This window comes from Bradyrhizobium sp. STM 3843 (assembly GCF_000239815.1).
Taxonomy (GTDB): Bacteria; Pseudomonadota; Alphaproteobacteria; order Rhizobiales; family Xanthobacteraceae; genus Bradyrhizobium.
Map to the genome: position 1 here is coordinate 1 of NZ_CAFK01000224.1, position 18682 is coordinate 18682.

Consider the following 18682-nt stretch of genomic DNA (forward strand, 5'->3'; position numbering starts at 1 on the left):
CCGGCCTTCCCTGCGCGATGGTTTTAGCGCTTATACGTGCTCTCCTCGGTGCACCGGGCTTGTTGGCCACCGTCATCCGCGCGATGCCCTCGCATCGCGAAAGCGATGTCGAGCAGCATCATCGCAAACTTGACACCAGCGTCGGGGTGCCAGGACCACACGATTTCACGTCCGCGCCAGTATCGTTCGTCCGCGCGCTCAAGGCGTGCTGCAACACCGACGCGTCCACCGCATCCCGCGCTCAACGTATCGTGACGACGCGTACGCCCCTCTTATCGAGCGCGGGACGGGCGGAAAAGTGCTCCTGATTTGCCCGACGGCACAAGCGCACAGGGCTGCGACAGAGTGGCACGACGGGCAATCTCGACATGGCGCCCATGCCGGAATTGCCCGTCGTGGAAAGTCAGCGGGCGGTCATCTCGCGGCCGGCCGGACGAGCTTGGTAAACCGCGGCTCGCCCCAGTCGAATCTCCATTGATCGTGTCGATAGCTGCAGAGGTCCACGGCGACCTCGAGCGGGATGTCGAAGATGTAATCGACGCCGCTCGCGGTTCTTTGCTTTTGCAGTTCCCGGTGACGAATTGATTCAAACGACGGTGGCGGGGAGCCGAGGACCGAAAGATGGTCGATGCTCTCTTGCGCGTCGTGCACCAACTCCCACAAACGACGTCCATTCTCATAGCCGTACGAGGCGCTGACCATGATCCCCTCATGAACCTGGCAAGCGACGACACGACAATCGCCGGACAGCTCGGCAAGACGTTCATGCGAAACGAAACCGAAATCGTTGGCGAACAGGATGAACCAATTGCCCGGAATTTCCGCTCCGGAGAACGGAGCTTCATTGGCTTCATCCGGCTCGCCAGTATCGACGAGTCCGAGCCTGGCCAGCGCGGCGGGCTTTCCTGTGCCGTCAAATCCAATCCACGAAATCTTGAAGCCCACGCCGTCCTCCACCTTCCCTACATCGTTCAAGACATGCTCTGCTGCGATCGCCTTGACGCTTCCTCGTGCACGGCCGTTGCCGGCTATCCCATCATGGTTGCATCAGAGTGGCGAACTACGAGGGGTCTTCCGTGCCGTCACGATCGTCCTGTAGATTGAGCCATATAAATGAAGTTGGAGCGACGCCCCATGAAATCCTACCGCAAGGAGCTCTGGTTCGACATTCCCGGCCGGCGCGGCTTCATCAACATCACGCCCGAGGTCGAGGCGGCGCTGAAGGAGAGCCGTGTGCGGGAAGGTCTCGTGCTCGTCAACGCCATGCACATCACGGCGTCGGTCTTCATCAACGACGATGAGAGCGGCTTGCACGCCGATTATGAGCTCTGGCTCGAGAAGCTGGCGCCGCATGAGCCTGTATCGGGCTATCGGCACAACCGGACCGGCGAAGATAATGCCGACGCTCACATGAAGCGCCAGATCATGGGCCGCGAGGTCGTCGTCGCCATCACGGACGGCAAGCTCGATTTCGGTCCGTGGGAGCAGATCTTCTACGGCGAGTTCGACGGCGGCCGCCGCAAGCGCGTGCTGATCAAGATCATCGGGGAATAGCGTACCGGCGCGCGCTCTTCCGCGGATAGGAGCGCTGTGGCCTCGTGCAACCCGACCAGTCGGCGGCGGATCACGCGTCTTGCTCCTCGAAAGCCGGTGTCCCGAACCGAAGTTCGCCATTCCGCAGTGGCCTCGTCGGCGATGTTTTCGGACCGGGGTCATCTCCGGATCGCTCAGTTGCTCTCGCCTTAGCAGCCTCCACGATATGAGGAGTCGAGCCGAAGTCCGTCATGGATGGTGATAGAACGGCTCTCGCAGAAGAAGCGGGCTTTAGTCACCCGCGATGCGAGCTTTCGTGCGACTCACATGCCAGAACCACCACCACCCCCGCCGCCGCCAGCATTTCTGGAACTATCGGTCGTATAATCTTTGGGTGCGCTGGGCGCATAGCCGGAGGCTCCGGGATAGCCCGTCATCGTGCCGTTGGGGTGCATACCGGGCCACGCGGCGTAGCCGGAGATATTCGGCGGATGCTTCCTGGACGCCTGATGGTGCTGGTGCGGTGCTTTGCTTGCAAGCCCGGCCGGAGCGGCGGCGATGAACATGGCGGCAGAAAGCGTTGTTATCGCTGTCTTCACTTTTCGCCTCCCTCGTTTGGACAATGAACCCCGACGCCTAGCTGGGTATGCGCCACATCACGCAACAGTGAAGGCGGATCTCTCGTAGCGCCGTCGATGGCCGCAGCGGATGTCGACCGGTTCGGGCGGTGTTCGCCGCCGCGGTCAGGAGGATTGCAGACATCAGACGCCACACTCCGAAGCCGGATGCACTCAAGCGTCCGACTCAATCGGGCATCCGCACGCGCCCTTTTTCCACGCTGATCTTGTCGGCCTCGGATGGGCTCGCCGAGATCGACGGCACATTCGAGGATTGAAGCGGAGGAGCCTTGCCGGGCTCGCCACCGCGCGGCGTCGTCCTGACGATCTGGCTCGGTGGCAGTGCTGCCTTGCTGGTCAGATGTGCCCACATCTGATCGAGGGCGCGAAGGTGATAGAGCGTCAGCGGGATCATTCGGGTGTCGAAGCCGGGCAGGTCGGTGCCGAAATGCTCGGCGTTCGTGACCTCGATATAGCGCAGGTTCGAATTGTCGCCGTCAATGAGGCTGTTCAAGCCTAGATAGGGGCGCGAGGAAAAGCCGGCGGGAACGCGATCGTCGCTGCGGCCATGGACGATGATCGTCGGCAGTCCATGCAGATGTCCCGATGCGAGGAACTCATCGATGCCGGCCTTGACGCGCTTTGCATCCGGCGAGCTGCCGGTCACGAGATCACGAATGCAGACGGCACCATCGAGGTCGAAGTCCTGCCGGCCCGTGCTCGGCGATACCGACAGCCAGCTGCGCCTGGGGCCAGTCGGATCGTTGTCGTTGATCACGTCGATCGCGCCGGCCGGCGCGCCTCCCGGAGCCACCGAAAAGATCGTCGCGGCGAGGGCGGGTGGGACCGCGACCAGCCGCCCGTCGGCATCGGTTGCGGCGTAGCTGTAGCCGCAGACACGGTCGCGGACGTCGAAGCGGCCGTGATCGTTGACGTATTTGGTCGCAGTGGCATCCGGCGCGACGAAATAGCCGAAGGCGTGGCCGACGTCGGTCTCGCCATTCCAGCCGTACGCGTGCATCCGGTCGAGCGCTTCTTGCGCCTGGCCATCCAATGTCGTCGCCGTCAGCAGGCCTTTGTCATGCAGCGATTGGCATCGGTTGGCGGCGTAGGGAACGCGGTCCTTCAGTGGGATATCGGGCACCGCCAGCACCGCGCAGGGCTGATAGAGGTTTCCGAAGCTGAAGTAATCGAGCAGGGTGCGTCCCGTGCCGCGGCGCTCCGTCGACCCGCGCGTCACGACCACCCTGTCATCCGGCTTGAGCTGGACCTGCGGCTCGCGCGCGACCACGCCGTCCAGCAGATGCTGCTCGTCCTTTTCCGCGCCATAGAGCACGGCACCGCCGCCGTTCGAGCTTCCGGTGGCGATGACGATGGTGTTCTCGCGGATGAAGCCGGGATCGCGCTTCGCCAGTTCGAAGAACGCGAACTCCACGGATCGCAGCAGATCGGTGCCCCAATCCTTCTCCGGGTTCTGCTTCGAATGGGCGGCCTTGAAGGCGACGCGATGCGGCCATGCCGCCAGGAATGATGAACGCGCCGGGTCGTCGAGATCGGCGCGAAAATGCGCGCCTGATCCGGCGTCCGGCGCCGGCACCTGCCGGCCGTCGATCAGGTTGACGGAATCGGTCTCCAGGAGATGGAAGCCGTTGCCGTGGCCCTTGTCGTTGTAGACCACGGCACAGCGATGCCGCAGGCCCCAATAGCCGAAGTCGACGACGTCGCGAAACAGGCTGGAGGAGCCGTTGACGGGAATGGCGATCAGGCAGCGCCGGTCGGTCGCGAGGTTTTCGGGAATCTGCAGCAGCATCGCGACGTTCTGCTTGCCATCACGATCATCGGCGAAGGCAAGAATCTCGTCACCTGCGATCTTGCCGCCGTCATCGAGGAGCTTGCCGGTCTCCTGATCGACATTGGGTCCGAACAGCCGACCATAGCCCTGTCCCTTGCTGGCGCGGAAGAAGATCGCGGCGCGGCGCAGTTCCTGCGCGGTCGGGTGCAGGGCGTCCGCGAAGCTTGGCGGCGCGCCCGTCATGGCTTCAGCACCGAGGCCCGCCGTCACCAGGTCGTCGGTCTTGCCGTCGTAGTGAGCGACCTGCTGTTCATGCAGCCAGGCCGGAGCTGGCTGACCGGCATAGGCTCCGCCGCTCAAGAGCAAAGCGAGCGATCCGACACAGTAGGTCTTCATCATGGTCAAACGCCCCCCGGAGACGGCCAAGCGCGTCACGGTGTCGAACGCCGCGATCGCCAGGACATCGGCGAGCAACGCATCGGTTGCGAAATTCACTGGGTGACGACAGTCGTAAGCCCTGTCGCCAATGATGGCGACGCGCCGCAGCGCTGACCGATGCATTTCCTCTCCCGGGATCTTGCCGTTGGTTGCCCACAATTGAGCCCGGCCTCCCGCATCGTGCAATTGAAATGATTTGATTGCAGCGATAGACAGGCGTTATGGATATCGCGAACAGCGATATCAGCCCGGCGCTTCTGTCGCTAAGAGCATCGCGTGAATTTGCGTTGGCCCTCGTGCCCGGAAGACGCTCCCGTCGAGGAGCGTTCTTCTTCACTGAGCTGCGGTTGAGCCTCACGACTGCGCCGGACCCGCAGTCCCTGATGTGACGATGTTTGGCTCACTAAGTCGTCCCGGCGAACCGCCATGCCGTTCCGCATCGCCGTCAAAGTCCACCATCGGCGCTGATAGCTGACGCGCCTCCTGGCTTTTGCAGTTGCTGATCACCGGGTCGCGAGACCGGCGTCGCCCTCGGCACGCAGTCCGAGCTTCCGGGTTCGCGGCCTGATATCGCCAAGGGGGGACAGTTGGACTGATCTCTTTTCCGCGACCCTCGGTCGCCCCCATCATCAATCCGTGATTTGACAGTTTTGCTATCTTTGTCAAATTCGACAAGATGCAAACCAGGGAACTGCCCCACGACCGTATTCTCGATGCCGCCATGCGCGTGTTCCGGCGGCATGGCTTTCGCCGCTCCTCGATCGAGCAGACCGCCGAGGAAGCTGGCCTGACGCGGCAGGCGCTGTATCACCATTTTCCCTCGAAGGAGGCGCTGTTTCGCGGCGCGATCGAGCGGCTCTATCAGCGGGCGCTCGTGGCCGAGGCCGCGGCGGCAAGGGCAGCGGACGATGCAGGGCGCGACCTCGCCGAAATCATCCTCGCCGAGATCGCTGGCCGCCTCGGCGTGTTGTCATCCGAGCTGCAGGGCTCGCCGCATCTGGAGGAACTGCTTTCGGAGCATCTGGCGCAGGCGCGCGACCTCTACCAGGCTTACGCTGCGCGTTTCCGGGATGAGATCGCTGCGACGATCGCGCGCGTCTGTACCGCACGGAAGCTGAAGCTGGCGAATGGCGTAACGGTTGACGAGCTGGCGCGCTGCGTCGAGATGGCGATCCACGGCACCAAATCCGCATATCCCACGATGCAGCCGGCCGACGCGTTCCTGAAGCAGCTCGCCGTGATGCTGCGGATGCTGGTTGCCGGCGCGCTCGCGCCGCCCGCGATGCCGCGTGCAAGAAAATCCCAGCGCAAGACAGGAGACCGGACATGAGCACGGTGACCATCAACGGCCGCGCCGAATCCCTCCCGGACGATCAGGATGCGCTCCTGGTCGACGTGATCCGCGATCGCAATCTGACCGGCACCAAGCTCGTCTGCGGCTCCGGCGTGTGCGGCGCCTGCACCGTGCTGCTTGACGGCGAGCCGGTGGTGAGCTGCCTGCTGCCGGCCAGCGCTGCTGCGGGCAAAACGGTGACGACGATCGAGGGACTGGCCGGCGCCGAGCTGCACCCGATCCAGCGCGCGTTCATGGCACATGATGCGCTTCAATGCGGCTTCTGCACACCGGGATTCGTGGTGGAGGCGGCCGCCTTTCATGACAAATGGCGCGCAGCCCGCAGCACGGCAGTGCCGACCCGCGAGGAGATCGCGGCAGCGCTGTCGGGACATCTCTGCCGCTGCGGCGCCTATGAAGGAATCTATCGCGCCGTCGCGGATGCGTGTGCCGGGCGGTTCGATGGCGCCGATCCCGTCGCCCCGCGCATCGAAGCCCGCGACAAGGTGACGGGCCTGGCGCGCTACACGGTCGACATTCACCATGATGGACAGCTCGAAGGTGTCATCCTGCGCTCAGCCGTCGCGCACGCCAGGATCAGCGGCCTCGACCTTGCGCCGGCGCGCGCTATAGCCAGTGTTGCCGCGGTCGTGTCGCTGCTTGCCGATGACCAGGTGGTTCGCTTCGTCGGTGCGCCGATCGCGGCGGTCGCCGCCAAGGATCGTCACGTTGCGTTGAAGGCGATCGCCGCCATCACGTTCGACTGCGAGGCGCTGCCGGCGGTGATCGGGCTCGATGCTGCGCGGCGCGAGGATGCGCCGGTGGTGTTCGAAAAGAAGGACCGCAAACGCGCGCACAACCTGGCCGAGGGGGGCGGCGGCCCGGCTTCGTGGAACGGAAACCTCCGCGGACCTTCGGCGGTGTTCTCGCAAAGCGGCAAACGGGCGAAAGGCTGGCTCGCTGAGGCAAAGGCCGGCGGCAATCCTCTCCTCGTCGAGCAGACCTTTCGGGTGCCGACGCAGCAGCACGCGTGCCTCGAGCCGCATGCGGCGGTGGCGCGGTTCGACGGCGAGCAACTCACCGTGCATATGTCGACGCAAGCCGTCCATGACATGATGGAGAAGATCGCCAAGCGCTACAATCTGCCCCGCGACAAGGTGCGCGTGATCGCCGATCACGTCGGCGGCGGCTTCGGCTCCAAGGGCAGCCTCGGCATGGAGACCATCGCCGCGATCGAGCTCGCGCGCGCCGCCAAGGCCCCGGTGCGGGTCGCCTTCGACCGGGAGGAAGAGCTGTCCGTGACCGGCTATCGCCCGGCTGCGGAGTTGCAGATCTCGCTGCTGCCGTCGCCAGACGGATCGCTCCAGGCGCTGTCGCTGACCGCCCATGCTGACACCGGCACCGGCGTGAACTCGTTGATCGCCGGACTGGCGCGCCTGATCTACCCGGCCCAAGCCAAGGATCTCATCGACTTCGACGTGCTCAGCAACCTGCCGCCGGGCGCGCCATTCCGCGGCCCCGGCGGGCCGCCGATGGCGTTTGCGCTGGAGCAGGCCATCGACGAGGCCGCGCTGCGAATGAACATCGATCCGATTGTGCTGCGCCAGCGCTGGGATCACGATCCCAACCGCCAGCGGCTCTATGATTGGGCGGCTGGCCTCGAGGTCTGGCGCAACCGCAAGCCGGCGTCGTCGCAGAATGGCCGCTACCGGCGCGGCGTCGGCATGGCGACCGGCTACTGGCTCTATCTGTGGGGGCACGGCTCTTCGGTCGAGCTCGCGATCAAGGGCGGCCGCATCGTCGCAAGCTGCGCGGTGCAGGACATCGGCACTGGCACCCGCAGCGTGATCGCGAACACGGTTGCAAGGGCATTCGATCTGGAGCCGCAGGACATTGACGTCCGCATCGGACAATCGAACCTGCCGCAAGGGCCGGGATCGGGCGGCAGCCGCGTCACCGCTTCGATCGTGCCGCCGACCCTCCTCGCGATCGAGAAGTTGAAGACTCAGGTTCAGCGGAGCGCGGTGCGGCTGCCATTGCCAGGCTCCAATGCGCCGTGGCGCGACCTGATCGCGGCGTCCCCGGACCTCGTCGTGTCGGCGAAGCGTCAAGCCGACGGCAAGCCGCTGCCCGGCGTGCGACCGGCGCTCCGCGAGGCCGGCTTCATGGGCTTGGTGTTCGGCTGGGTGTTTCGCATCCTCAACCATATAGAGGTCGGCGCCGGCGTACCGAGCTCGGTGCAGGTGATCGAGGTCGAGGTCGACACCTGGCTCGGCAAGGTGCGCGTGCTCAACGCCCACACCGGCCTTGCGATTGGCAGGCTGGCGGCACCTGCGCTGGCGCGCAGCCAGGCGGCCGGCGCATTGATCCAGGGCATCGGCTACGCGCTCTATGAGGCGCGTGAAGTCGATCCTGTGACGGGACATGTGCTCACCGCAGGCATGGAAGACTACCGCATCCCGGGCATCGCCGACATGCCGCGGCTCGACGTGCATTTCGACGAGGCCGGCTTCGATCATGTGCCCGGCGGAAGTGTCGGCATCGGCGAGGTCGCGACCGTTCCCACCTCGCCCGCGATCGCGAACGCCATCTGCAACGCGACCGGAATTCGCCTGACCGAAATGCCATTCAGGCCGGATCGGCTGGTCGCAGCGCTGAAACGGAGGACGGCCGCATGAGCATCGCACCCGTGATGATGCCGGAGGCGGAATTCCGCGCGGCCGGCACTGATCTTTCCGAACGCCGCCGGAGCGGCGTCTCCAAGGGACCGTTGATCGATATCACCCGGTCGGGCGAAAGCGGGATATCCTGGGACGCCAATGGTGCGGCCAGCATTGGCGCGCTGACGACGATTGCCGTGGTCGCGGCGGACGCGCGCCTCGCGGCTGGCTATCCTGGACTTGCGGCGAGTGCGCAAGGTCTCGCCACGCCGCAGGTGCGGCATCTTGCGACCATCGGCGGCAACCTCGCCCAGCGTTCACGGTGCTGGTATTTCCGCAATCCGCATATCGACTGCTTGAAGAAAGGCGGCGACGCCTGTCCCGCGCGGACTGGCAATCATCTCTACGGCGTTGCCTTCGATCTTGGCGGCTGCGTCGCACCGCATCCCTCGACCTTGGCAGCCGCGCTGCTGGCCTATGATGCCCGCGTCATGACCAACCAGCGCGACGCCTTGACCATCACTGCGCTGCTCGGCGACGGCTCCGATGGGCGACGCGACCACGCGCTCGCGCCGGGAGAGATGATCATCAGGATCGTCTTGCCGCCCCCGCTTCCCGGGGAGCGCGCCGCCTACAAGCGCGCGATCGGCCGTGCTCACGCCGAATGGCCACTGGTCGAGCTCTGCGCGCGGGCGGTGATCGCCGACGGTACATTCCAGCTGGTGCGCCTTGCCGCTGGCGGCATCGCGCCTGTGCCGCTGCGCCTCGCTGCTTGCGAAGCCGCGCTGCAGGGCAGGGCGGTGGACGCGGCTGTGATCGCGGACGCCGCCCGACAGGCCGTGTCGGGCGCGACGCCGCTGCCGATGACCGCCTACAAGTTGGATCTGCTCGAAGGCCTGGTGCGTGATCTCTTGGAGCAGCTCGCGGTTTAGCCGGCGCTTGACTGCACCCTAGGTCTGACGGCTGGACCTCGCGAATTGGCTCAATCCGAGAGGACTGAGAAGTCCTTGGACTTCTGCCTTTCCTCCGCCTCCAAAAATCCTTCGGCGGCGAGGCCGCGCTTCAGCAACTCCCGGATTGCCGACGCTCTGCTCGGCATCCGCTTCATGAAACGCCAAGTATCGATCGCCCGCAGCTCCTGCGCAGACAGCATGATTTGGAGGCGCTCGGCTCGATTAAGCTGCCCCATCGGCGTCAATCCTAATCGGAAAAAGGCGCAATGTGCGTCAGTTACTAACTAAGCTCGCGAATCGCATTTACATGGGTTAGTGGACAATCCGCCAGGAGCGCCGAAGTCGCTGTTATTGCATTGGACTGGCTATTGTTTAGTTGATTTTATGTCTTCCGGCGCGCAGGCTCGCTGAGATCGGCGCCAGACGCCTGGCGTCGTGAGTTCTCAGCGCCGCCAAGGCCGGACAATGCCTATAGACCGCCTGCTCACGAGGCGCGCGATAGGACCGCCAGATTCCGAAAGGCTGAAACAGGCGTTCTGCCTCGCGCTCAAAACGTTGCACCTGGTCGACCGTAACGATCCGGTATGCGAGATCGTCGCGCGCAAGGTCATCGAGATCGGGTTGGATGGCACGCGCGATCCGCAGGAGATCGCGGCTCTCACGGTGAGGCAGCTGCAGCTCTCAGTGTGACGCAGCTTAGGACGTAGACGCGGTATGGCGCCTAGAGCGCGATGGGATTGGGACGAACCACCCTCGCGCTCCAGGCCTTGGATTGAGCGTGGTCTCCGGGCAAACGCGTCCGCGTTTGTCACGAGGGAAAACCGCTTCGCACTTTTCCGGATCACGCTCTATGTCATGACCGACCGCGGATCGCGCGGATGCCAACGGCCAGCCTCGACGATGGCGATGAAGCGCTCGACCGTTTCGTTGAACAGGGCAGGCTCCTCCAGGTTCAGGACGTGGCCGGACTTCGGGAAGAAGCTGAGACCCGACGCGGCGAGATGCGTCTTCAAAAACAGGCTCGGTGCGATGCAGGCGTCGTCCTCGTCGCCACAGATGATCAGTGCCGGCGTGGTCACTTTCCTGATTGCCTCGGCCATCGTGTAGATCGAGGGACGGCCAGCCTGGAAGCCGCGCATCGTATTGGCCGATCCGCGAGCATCGTGGCGCGCCAGCGCGGCATAGAAATCGGCGTGACCTCGTGAGTCCTTCACCAGAAACGGAATCCGGCCCGGCGCCTCGCGCGTGATCTTTGCCACCTCGACAGAGCCCAAGGTCTCGAACTGCTCGGCCGTGGCGCGGCACTGCGCGCGGAAGTCATCGAGATGCTCCAGGCTGGAGCCGGAGCCAACACCAGCCAGCGTCATCGAATGCAGCCGTTGCGGCGCGTGCAACGCGACCTGCAGCGACGAATACGAGCCCATCGAGAGGCCGACGAGATGCGCCTTCTCGATCTCGAGATGATCGAGCACGGCCAGCGCGTCGGTGTAGAAATGTTCATACGTGTAAACGTCGGGTGAGGGCGGGATCTCCGACGGCGCATAGCCGCGCGCCGAATAGGCGATGCAGCGATGCGCACGCGAGAAGTAACGCAGCTGCGGTTCCCAATTGGTGTAGTCGGCCGCGAACTCATGCAGGAACAGGATCGGCGTTCCGCTGCCGGCCTCTTCGAAATAGAGACGCACACCATCCTTCGCCGTCGCGTGGGGCATTGTCGGGTTCCTTCTCATTGGTGCCCTCAGCATCGCAGTTCATGCTTCGGGCAGCAATGCGGGAAGATTCCGTTGTTGCTGGACATGGAATCTGCCCGGAATCTCCTTCGCAGTGCCGGCGTGGCGTCTGACGTCGTCATGTTTTGGTCACACCGGGCCTTTTAACGGACCGCCGCTGCTGGCTGCGCACACGGGGGCCGGCCAGAGAACAGGGGGTGTCAAGTCAGGCTGCCAGGGGGACAAGAAAAGGATTGAGTATGGTTGTGTCTATCGTTCGCCGGTCGCTTCACATCGCAGCGCTGGCTTTGTGTTCCGCTACGCTCGCTGCTGTCGCTACGCCGGCTTCGGCCCGTTCTCATCACGGCTCGGGGCATCACGCCCATCGCAGCCATGGAGGCCACTACGCGCGGCGTCATATCCGTCACGTCAGATCATATGCCCGCGTCTCGCGCTGGGATCGCCGTGTAGCTCGGCTCGAAGTACGAGGGCTGGACAACGCCCAAGCCAACCTGATGATGCCTGGCACGGCCTCCTCCGGCGCGGGCATGTCGAGCGGCTTCGGCGATAGCAGCGTGGTGGCGGAGGCGCGCCGTTATCTTGGCACCAATCCGACCAGCCGCGCGAGCCTGTGGTGCGCGCGCTTCATGAACATGGTGCTGGAGCGCACCGGCCATCACGGCACCGGCTCGGATCTGGCACGTTCCTTTGCGAGCTACGGCCATCGCGTCTCGGGCCCACAGGTCGGCGCGATCGCGGTGATGAGCCGCCACGGCGGCGGCCATGTCGGCGTCGTTTCCGGCATCGATGCGCAGGGCAATCCAATCCTGATCTCGGGCAACAGCGGCCACCGGGTGCGAGAGGCGCCGGTGTCACGCGGCCGGGTCTATGCCTACGTGATGCCGAACTGATAATCGCTTCGGGTTCTCTCCAGCTGTCATTCCGGGGCGCCGCCTCGCGGCGAGCTCGGAATCCATTTTGCCTCATGATTCCCGGCACGATGGATTCCAGGTCCAGCCGCTAGCGCGGCCGCTGCGGAATGACGGCGGAGATCACGATCGGTGACTGCGCAATAGCTGCCTTACACCAGGCTCGGCTGCTCGGCCGCGAGCGCATCGCCGATCGCGATGTCGCCCGCTTCGATCACTTCGGCATAGATGCCGCATTCATTGTTGCCGCGATGGCGCATGAGTGCGGGCGGAATGTCGAGATCGCGGGCGGCGGTGTCGGGATCGACGTTGATCGCGGCGCAGCGGGTCGTCGTCTTCACGACCTTGAGCCGCGCCGATTCGATCCGCAGTGTTTCACCGAGCAGCGCGACCTCGTGCCAGGCCGGCCAGCCTGTCACGTAGATATTGGCCCGGAAGCGCAGCGGGTGCACGGCTGCGCCCACCAGCTTTTCGATCTCGGCAACGGATGCGAGATTGATGATCGAGACCACCTTCCGCGCCAGATCAGTAAAATTGTAGCCGCCGCCAGACAGCAATTTCGGCGGCCCGCGCAACTCGTCTGCGAAGTGGCTTGCGAAGAAGCCCTCGATGTCGGCGCGGCCCTGGGCGCTTTCGAGATCGCCTTTGGCGACGACCGCGCCGTCGCGGCTGATGGTGAGGACATTTGTCGCGTCGTCGAACCGGGTTTGGAACCCGGCGAGACGCTCATTGCGCATCAGCATCAGATAGGCCGTCTTGGGCCGCCAGACGGGCGCCTCTGGATCGAAGCCGGAAGGCCCGTTCTCGATGGCGTAGCGGCGGTCGGCAGGTAGGGTCTGGCCGACGCGCAAGGGGACCCGCTGCAATGGCTCCGGGGTGAGGCCCTTGACTGGGTAGCGGTAGAGGCCGGCGATCACGGCTGACGGATGTGCTGACATCAGCTTTCATTAAGAGATTCCGGGCGCCGGTGCCAGCGGACACGAATTTGTGAAGCTCCCTCTTCCGATTCAAGGCCGCGCTTCCCACATTTCCGTCAAGCCGATGGAAACGATCGGCGACGCGGCCGCTTGCGACGTTGACGGACATCAACATCGCCGGGCGGAAACCCAATGAAGATGCCAAAAGCGTGCCTTCGGGGCGTGAACGGCAGGCTGAGGGATAGTCATGAACATCGAAAAATATACCGAGCGCGCACGGGGCTTCATTCAATCGGCGCAGTCGCTGGCCATGCGCGATGGCCATCAGCAATTCTCGCCGCTCCACCTTCTCAAGGTCCTGCTGGACGACAATGAAGGTCTCGCGTCCGGCCTGATCGACCGCGCCGGCGGCAATTCGCGCGCGATCCTGAAGGCAACGGAGGATGCGCTGAACAAGCTGCCGAAAGTGTCGGGCAGCGGCGCCGGGCAGGTCTATCTGTCGCCCGAACTGGCGCGCGCCTTTGACGCGGCGGAGAAGGCGGCCGAGAAGGCCGGCGACAGCTTCGTCACCGTCGAGCGGCTGCTGCTGGGACTGACGCTGGAGAAGAACGGAGAGGCCGGCGGCATCCTCAACAAAGGCGGCGTGACCGCGCAGAACCTGAACGCGGCGATCGAAAGCTTGCGCAAGGGCCGCACCGCCGATTCCGCGACCGCCGAGAACGCCTATGACGCGCTGAAGAAATATGCTCGCGACCTGACCCAGGCTGCGCGCGACGGCAAGCTCGACCCGGTGATCGGCCGCGACGAGGAGATACGCCGCACCATCCAGGTGCTGTCCCGCCGCACCAAGAACAATCCGGTGTTGATCGGCGAGCCCGGCGTCGGCAAGACCGCCATCGTCGAGGGCCTGGCGCTGCGCATCATCAATGGCGACGTGCCGGAGAGCCTCAAGGACAAGCGGCTCTTGGCGCTCGACCTTGGCGCGCTGATCGCGGGGGCGAAATATCGCGGCGAGTTCGAGGAGCGGCTGAAGGCGGTGCTGCAGGAAGTCACTGCGGCCGAGGGCAGCTTCATCCTGTTCATCGACGAGATGCACACGCTGATCGGCGCCGGCAAGGCCGACGGCGCGATGGACGCCTCCAACCTGTTGAAGCCGGCGCTGGCGCGCGGCGAACTGCACTGCATCGGCGCCACCACGCTCGACGAATATCAGAAGCATGTCGAGAAGGACGCCGCGCTGGCGCGGCGCTTCCAGCCGATCTTCGTCACTGAGCCCTCGGTCGAGGACACCATCTCGATTTTGCGCGGGTTGAAGGACAAATACGAGCAGCATCACGGCGTGCGGATCACCGATTCCGCGCTTGTGGCGTCGGCGACGCTGTCGAACCGCTATATCACCGACCGCTTCCTGCCCGACAAGGCCATCGACCTGATGGACGAGGCGGCGGCGCGGCTGAAGATGCAGGTCGACTCGAAGCCCGAGGAGCTGGATTCGCTGGATCGCGAGATCATCCGGCTCAAGATCGAGCAGGAGGCCTTGAAGAAGGAGAGCGATATCGGCTCCAAGACGCGGCTTCAGGCGCTGGAGAAGGAGCTCGCAGAGCTCGAGGAGAGGTCGGCGGCGCTGACCACGAAATGGAGCGCAGAAAAGGACAAGCTGTCGAACGCGCAGAAGCTGAAGAGCGAACTGGATGCCTTGCGCATCGAACTCGCCAATGCCCAGCGCCGCGGCGAGTACCAGAAGGCGGGCGAGCTGGCCTATGGCCGGATCCCGGAGCTGGAGAAGCGGCTGGCCGATATCGAGGCCAAGGAGAATGCCGGCGAGATGATGGAGGAGGCGGTCACCGCCAATCACATCGCGCAGGTGGTCTCGCGCTGGACCGGCGTTCCCGTCGACAAGATGCTGGAGGGCGAGAAGGAGAAGCTCCTCAAGATGGAGGAGAGTCTCGGCAAGCGCGTCGTCGGCCAGGCCGAAGCCGTGCGTGCGGTCGCGACTGCGGTGCGGCGCTCGCGTGCGGGCCTGCAGGACCCGAACCGGCCGATCGGCTCGTTCATGTTCCTGGGTCCCACCGGCGTCGGCAAGACCGAGCTGACCAAGGCGCTCGCCGAATACCTGTTCAATGACGAGACTGCGATGGTTCGCCTCGACATGTCCGAATATATGGAGAAGCATTCGGTGTCGCGGCTGATCGGCGCGCCTCCCGGCTATGTCGGCTACGACGAGGGCGGGGCGCTGACGGAGGCGGTGCGGCGCAGGCCGTACCAGGTCGTTCTGTTCGACGAGATCGAGAAGGCGCATCCGGATGTGTTCAACGTGCTGCTGCAGGTGCTCGACGACGGCCGCCTGACCGATGGCCAGGGCCGTACCGTCGACTTCCGCAACACGCTGATCATCATGACCAGCAATCTCGGCTCCGAGTTCCTGGTCAATCAGCCGGAGGGCGAGGATACGTCGGAGGTGCGCGACCAGGTGATGGCGACGGTGCGGGCGCATTTCCGGCCCGAGTTCCTGAACCGGGTCGACGAGATCATCCTGTTCCACCGGCTGCAGAAGAGCGAGATGGGGCGGATCGTCGAGATCCAGTTCGCCCGCCTGCAGAAGCTTCTGGAGGAGCGCAAGATCGAGCTCAGCTTGGACGGCGCGGCCCGCGACTGGCTCGCGGTCAAGGGCTGGGATCCGGCCTATGGTGCCCGTCCTCTGAAGCGGGTGATTCAGCGCCATCTGCAGGATCCGCTGGCCGAGATGATCCTCGCCGGCGAGATCAAGGACGGCGACAAGGTGGCGATCTCGTCGGAAGGCAATGTGCTGACTTTCAACGGCAAGGCGCCGCAGACGGCGGAGATCGCGCAGTTCGAGGCGCCGGTCCCGAAGCGCAAGCTGAACTGATCGACCGACGTTACGCGTCCACGCGCATAAGATCGACGGCCCTCGCTGCCATCAGCGGCGAGGGCCGTTTGCGCATGCCGATAGGTTGCTGGAGATAGGGTTGCTGGAGGTCGTGTCTCGGCGCCGGCGTTGCCGCATGCCGACGAGACTGGAAATCAGCGGTTGGTGACCTGCATCTGCAACGGTCCGGCATCCGACAGGCGGGAAGCGCCGTTGCGGCCGGCCATCATCTGATCGATCCGGTCCCGCTCCTTCTCGAAGTTCGCCATGATCGGGCCTTCGAGCGAGCGTCCGCGCGGCAGCTTCACGCGCAGCGGATCGACGAAGCGGCCATTGACCAGGATTTCATAGTGCACGTGGGGGCCGGTGGATTGGCCGGTCGAGCCGACGAAGCCGATCACCTGGCCTTGCCGGACCCGCTTGCCGGCTTCCATGCCCTTGGCGAACGCCGACATGTGGCCGTAGGCGGTCTCGTAGCCGTTGTTGTGCTTGATGCGGATATATTTGCCGTAGCCGCCTTCGAGGCCTGCCGTCTCGATCACGCCATTGCCGGCGGCAAAGATCGGCGTGCCGTAGGCGGTAGCCCAGTCGACGCCGGTGTGCATCTTCACGTAGCCCAGGATCGGGTGGCGGCGGCCGCCGAAACCGGAGCGCATGATCGCGCTGTTGACCGGCTTGCGCACCAGGAACTTTTTCGCGCTCTTGCCGGTCTCGTCGTAATAGTCGACCACGCTGTCGTCGGGGGTCAGGAAGCGGTAGTATTTCTTGGTCTCGCCGCCGAGGGTGAGCGAGGCGAACAGCACCTCGGTCTTGTCGTTGTTGCCGGGCTTGTCGTCGTCGTCGCCGGCATAGAACACGTCGAAGGAATCGCCGGGCTGGACCTTGCGCTGGAAATCCACGTCGTAGGAGTAGACCCGGATCATGTCGTCGATCACAGGGGTAGGCACCTTGTTGCGCAGCGCGGTCTCGTAGATGCTCTGGTAGAGCCGGACGCCGGAGCCGTCGTCCTCCTCGTCATTGGTGTTGTCGGCGGTGTCGGTCACCGTGTTCATGCTCTGCACGTCGACGGCGACGTATCTGCCGAGATCGGAGAGCGCGGCGACCGCTTCGACTGTCGTGTCGTTGGCGACGATGACGCGGAACGGCTGCAGCCGGGCCCCCGGCGCGGTGCTTGACGGCCCCATCAGGATCCGCAGTTTCTCGCCTTCCTTCAGGCCGCCGTCGCGGCCGCGGGGCCCGAGCGTGGCCGCAATCGCCTTTGCCTCGTCGGGCGTCGCCCCCTGATCGCGCAGGATCGACATAACGGTGTCGCCCTTCTTGACCAGGTGAATCCGCTCGCCGATCGGATTGCCCCCGGTGATCTGCTCCTTGGTCTTCGGCAGCAGCGTGACGTTCTCGGGAACCACGCGTGTCTCGAAGCCGGCATAGGGGTCAGGCGGAAGGCTGCCGTCATTGGCATAGGCTAGTTTCAGGTCACCTTTGAAGTCTGTCTGGGCAGCGGTCGCATCAGCAGCCGCGTTGGCAAGCGCGGCATAACGAACGCCGCCGCCATTGCCGCGCCAATTGGCGGTGTCGCGGACCCGCATGACGATTTCGTCGAACGGTACGGCAGCTGCGATCTTGGCCTTGGGCAGAACCGCAGCGAGATCCTTGGTGACGAAGGAAACTTCGGCGTCGGGCTCGACGGCTTCCGGATTGTTGGGATCCGCGGCGGTTCCGTTCGGGCTGGAATCGGCGTCGCTCAACAGTCGCTGGGCATTGAACGGCGGGATCTTGGCCGAGAGCTCGCTGGTGGCCATCGCAAGATTGCCGGAGACGCGGACGAAGGGACGGACCTTGATCACGTCCCGGGCGCCGACCCGGGTCACGGTCGAGATGCGGACCATGCTGCGGGCTGCGGAGGCTTCGCTCGGCGGCGGCAGCCGGTCGCTCTTGCGCAAGGTTACAGTGTGGTCGTTACCGCCGAAGGCGCCGCGCAGCGCGGTCTCGACCCGCTCGGGCATCCGCGCGAAGGTCAGTTCACCGTCAAGGGAGGCGAAAACGGCGCCGCCGATCAGGGCGGCGCCGCATAGACCGGTCAGGATTGTGCCGCTGAACCACTGCACGGAGACGCGGCGACGGTCGATGACCGCGGCTTCGGACCCATCGACGGAAAGCGGGGGTTCGTGGCCGAGATCGATCATGCCGATCTCGCGTCCATTCCCTCCGCGTGACGTCCGATGGTTCAACCTCTCGTCCCCCAAATTCACCGTCAGCACCGAGCGTCCTGCGTTGTTCCGATGACCTGCAGCGCCCGCTCACCACACCGTTCAACAGAAACGGCTCAAGATGATGGCATGCTGCAGAGGGTCCGGGAATCTGCCGGGAAGCCGGAAACACGAACCACGACGCTTGTGCAGGATCTCTCGATGTTGTCTCGGCCGACAGGATCAGGCGAAGGGCTCGCCATTTCCTTGATATGGATCACCGGCAGTCCCCCACCGGATCCGGTGATTCAGCTACGTATTAACAAATCGTCGCAGGATTGTGGCCCAAGTGCGGCACTCCGTCGGGAGACCCCGGCAAAAGACGCCGAGGGACAGAGTGCCTCAAAAAAATGATTCGATGCGACGATTTGTTGACATTGCCCGTTGACACCCGGATCGGACCCCCATATAAGCACGACCACTGAGCGCGGCGCTGCTTCGGAACTGACCGAGGCAAGCACTCGCGCCCGTTCTGCTCCTCACTTTTGATGAGTGGTGCACAACCGGTAGAACCCGGTTGCTCATTGCCGTCGAAAAAGGTTGAGCGACCCTCCCATCGCGGAGGTTGGAGTTGCGGCTCCGGGCTGTTTGACAAGTGAAGAAGAAGAAAGAGAAACGTGGACGGCGGAGTCCTTGCGGGTCTCGGGGTTGAGCTTCGGCTTGATTTC

The 18682-nt window shown here is 64.4% G+C and carries 14 protein-coding genes and 1 pseudogene; 8 read left to right on the forward strand and 7 right to left on the reverse strand.

Features of this window, described 5'->3' with window-relative positions:
• A pseudogene (locus BRAS3843_RS41915) lies at window positions 1-308 on the forward strand (hypothetical protein); the annotation flags it as partial.
• A gap of 106 nt (window positions 309-414) precedes the next feature.
• Here BRAS3843_RS41915 and BRAS3843_RS23610 read toward each other — a convergent pair.
• On the reverse strand, window positions 415-945 hold the full coding sequence (locus tag BRAS3843_RS23610) for a hypothetical protein (protein WP_008971589.1): 531 nt from the start codon (window positions 943-945) through the stop codon (window positions 415-417).
• A gap of 189 nt (window positions 946-1134) precedes the next feature.
• Between BRAS3843_RS23610 and BRAS3843_RS23615 the strand changes: the two genes are divergently transcribed.
• The gene (locus BRAS3843_RS23615; RefSeq protein ID WP_008971590.1) at window positions 1135-1554 is read left to right on the forward strand and encodes a secondary thiamine-phosphate synthase enzyme YjbQ; all 420 of its coding nucleotides are present in this window, start codon (window positions 1135-1137) and stop codon (window positions 1552-1554) included.
• A gap of 302 nt (window positions 1555-1856) precedes the next feature.
• Here BRAS3843_RS23615 and BRAS3843_RS40900 read toward each other — a convergent pair whose 3' ends face one another.
• Both BRAS3843_RS40900 and BRAS3843_RS23620 read right to left on the reverse strand, forming a co-directional pair.
• Window positions 1857-2132 carry a hypothetical protein gene (locus tag BRAS3843_RS40900; protein ID WP_008971591.1) on the reverse strand — a complete coding sequence of 92 codons (276 nt, stop codon included), beginning with the start codon at window positions 2130-2132 and terminating at the stop codon, window positions 1857-1859.
• 205 nt (window positions 2133-2337) lie between these two features.
• Window positions 2338-4503 carry a 3-hydroxybutyrate oligomer hydrolase family protein gene (locus BRAS3843_RS23620; protein ID WP_008971592.1) on the reverse strand — a complete coding sequence of 722 codons (2166 nt, stop codon included), beginning with the start codon at window positions 4501-4503 and terminating at the stop codon, window positions 2338-2340.
• A 553-nt stretch (window positions 4504-5056) separates the two neighbouring features.
• On the opposite strand from BRAS3843_RS23620, the gene BRAS3843_RS23625 reads away from it, so the two are divergent.
• The 3 genes from BRAS3843_RS23625 to BRAS3843_RS23635 are packed head-to-tail and all read left to right on the forward strand — an operon-like array spanning window position 5057 to window position 9305.
• Entirely contained in the window at window positions 5057-5710 is a 654-nt protein-coding gene (locus tag BRAS3843_RS23625) for a TetR/AcrR family transcriptional regulator (RefSeq protein ID WP_008971593.1), read from the forward strand.
• Window positions 5707-8391, forward strand: coding sequence for a molybdopterin-dependent oxidoreductase (locus tag BRAS3843_RS23630; protein ID WP_008971594.1), 2685 nt, complete (start codon window positions 5707-5709; stop codon window positions 8389-8391). Before BRAS3843_RS23625 ends, BRAS3843_RS23630 begins: the two co-directional genes overlap by 4 nt.
• On the forward strand, window positions 8388-9305 hold the full coding sequence (locus tag BRAS3843_RS23635) for an FAD binding domain-containing protein (protein WP_008971595.1): 918 nt from the start codon (window positions 8388-8390) through the stop codon (window positions 9303-9305). Before BRAS3843_RS23630 ends, BRAS3843_RS23635 begins: the two co-directional genes overlap by 4 nt.
• 50 nt (window positions 9306-9355) lie before the next feature.
• On the opposite strand, the gene BRAS3843_RS23640 is transcribed toward BRAS3843_RS23635, so the two are convergent.
• Window positions 9356-9562 carry a hypothetical protein gene (locus BRAS3843_RS23640; RefSeq protein WP_008971596.1) on the reverse strand — a complete coding sequence of 69 codons (207 nt, stop codon included), beginning with the start codon at window positions 9560-9562 and terminating at the stop codon, window positions 9356-9358.
• A gap of 229 nt (window positions 9563-9791) precedes the next feature.
• Between BRAS3843_RS23640 and BRAS3843_RS39190 the strand changes: the two genes are divergently transcribed.
• A complete protein-coding gene (locus BRAS3843_RS39190; RefSeq protein ID WP_008971597.1) occupies window positions 9792-10016 on the forward strand; it encodes a hypothetical protein in 225 nt (74 codons plus the stop codon).
• Window positions 10017-10174: 158 nt separating this feature from the next.
• Here BRAS3843_RS39190 and BRAS3843_RS23650 read toward each other — a convergent pair whose 3' ends face one another.
• Window positions 10175-11038 carry an alpha/beta hydrolase gene (locus BRAS3843_RS23650; RefSeq protein ID WP_008971598.1) on the reverse strand — a complete coding sequence of 288 codons (864 nt, stop codon included), beginning with the start codon at window positions 11036-11038 and terminating at the stop codon, window positions 10175-10177.
• 257 nt (window positions 11039-11295) lie between these two features.
• Between BRAS3843_RS23650 and BRAS3843_RS23655 the strand changes: the two genes are divergently transcribed.
• Entirely contained in the window at window positions 11296-11946 is a 651-nt protein-coding gene (locus BRAS3843_RS23655) for a TIGR02594 family protein (RefSeq protein ID WP_050886507.1), read from the forward strand.
• 170 nt (window positions 11947-12116) lie between these two features.
• Here the strand turns inward: BRAS3843_RS23655 and BRAS3843_RS23660 are convergent, their stop codons facing one another.
• Window positions 12117-12902, reverse strand: a complete 786-nt coding sequence (locus BRAS3843_RS23660; protein WP_008971600.1) for an MOSC domain-containing protein — start codon at window positions 12900-12902, stop codon at window positions 12117-12119.
• A 226-nt stretch (window positions 12903-13128) separates the two neighbouring features.
• Here BRAS3843_RS23660 and clpB point away from each other — a divergent pair, with 226 nt between their 5' ends.
• Complete coding sequence (clpB, locus tag BRAS3843_RS23665; protein ID WP_008971601.1) at window positions 13129-15768, forward strand: ATP-dependent chaperone ClpB; 2640 nt, start codon at window positions 13129-13131, stop codon at window positions 15766-15768.
• Between the two features lie 155 nt (window positions 15769-15923).
• On the opposite strand, the gene BRAS3843_RS23670 is transcribed toward clpB, so the two are convergent.
• Window positions 15924-17996 (reverse strand): M23 family metallopeptidase, encoded by a 2073-nt coding sequence (locus tag BRAS3843_RS23670; RefSeq protein WP_008971602.1) that lies wholly within the window; start codon window positions 17994-17996, stop codon window positions 15924-15926.
• Between the last annotated feature and the right edge of the window lie 686 nt (window positions 17997-18682).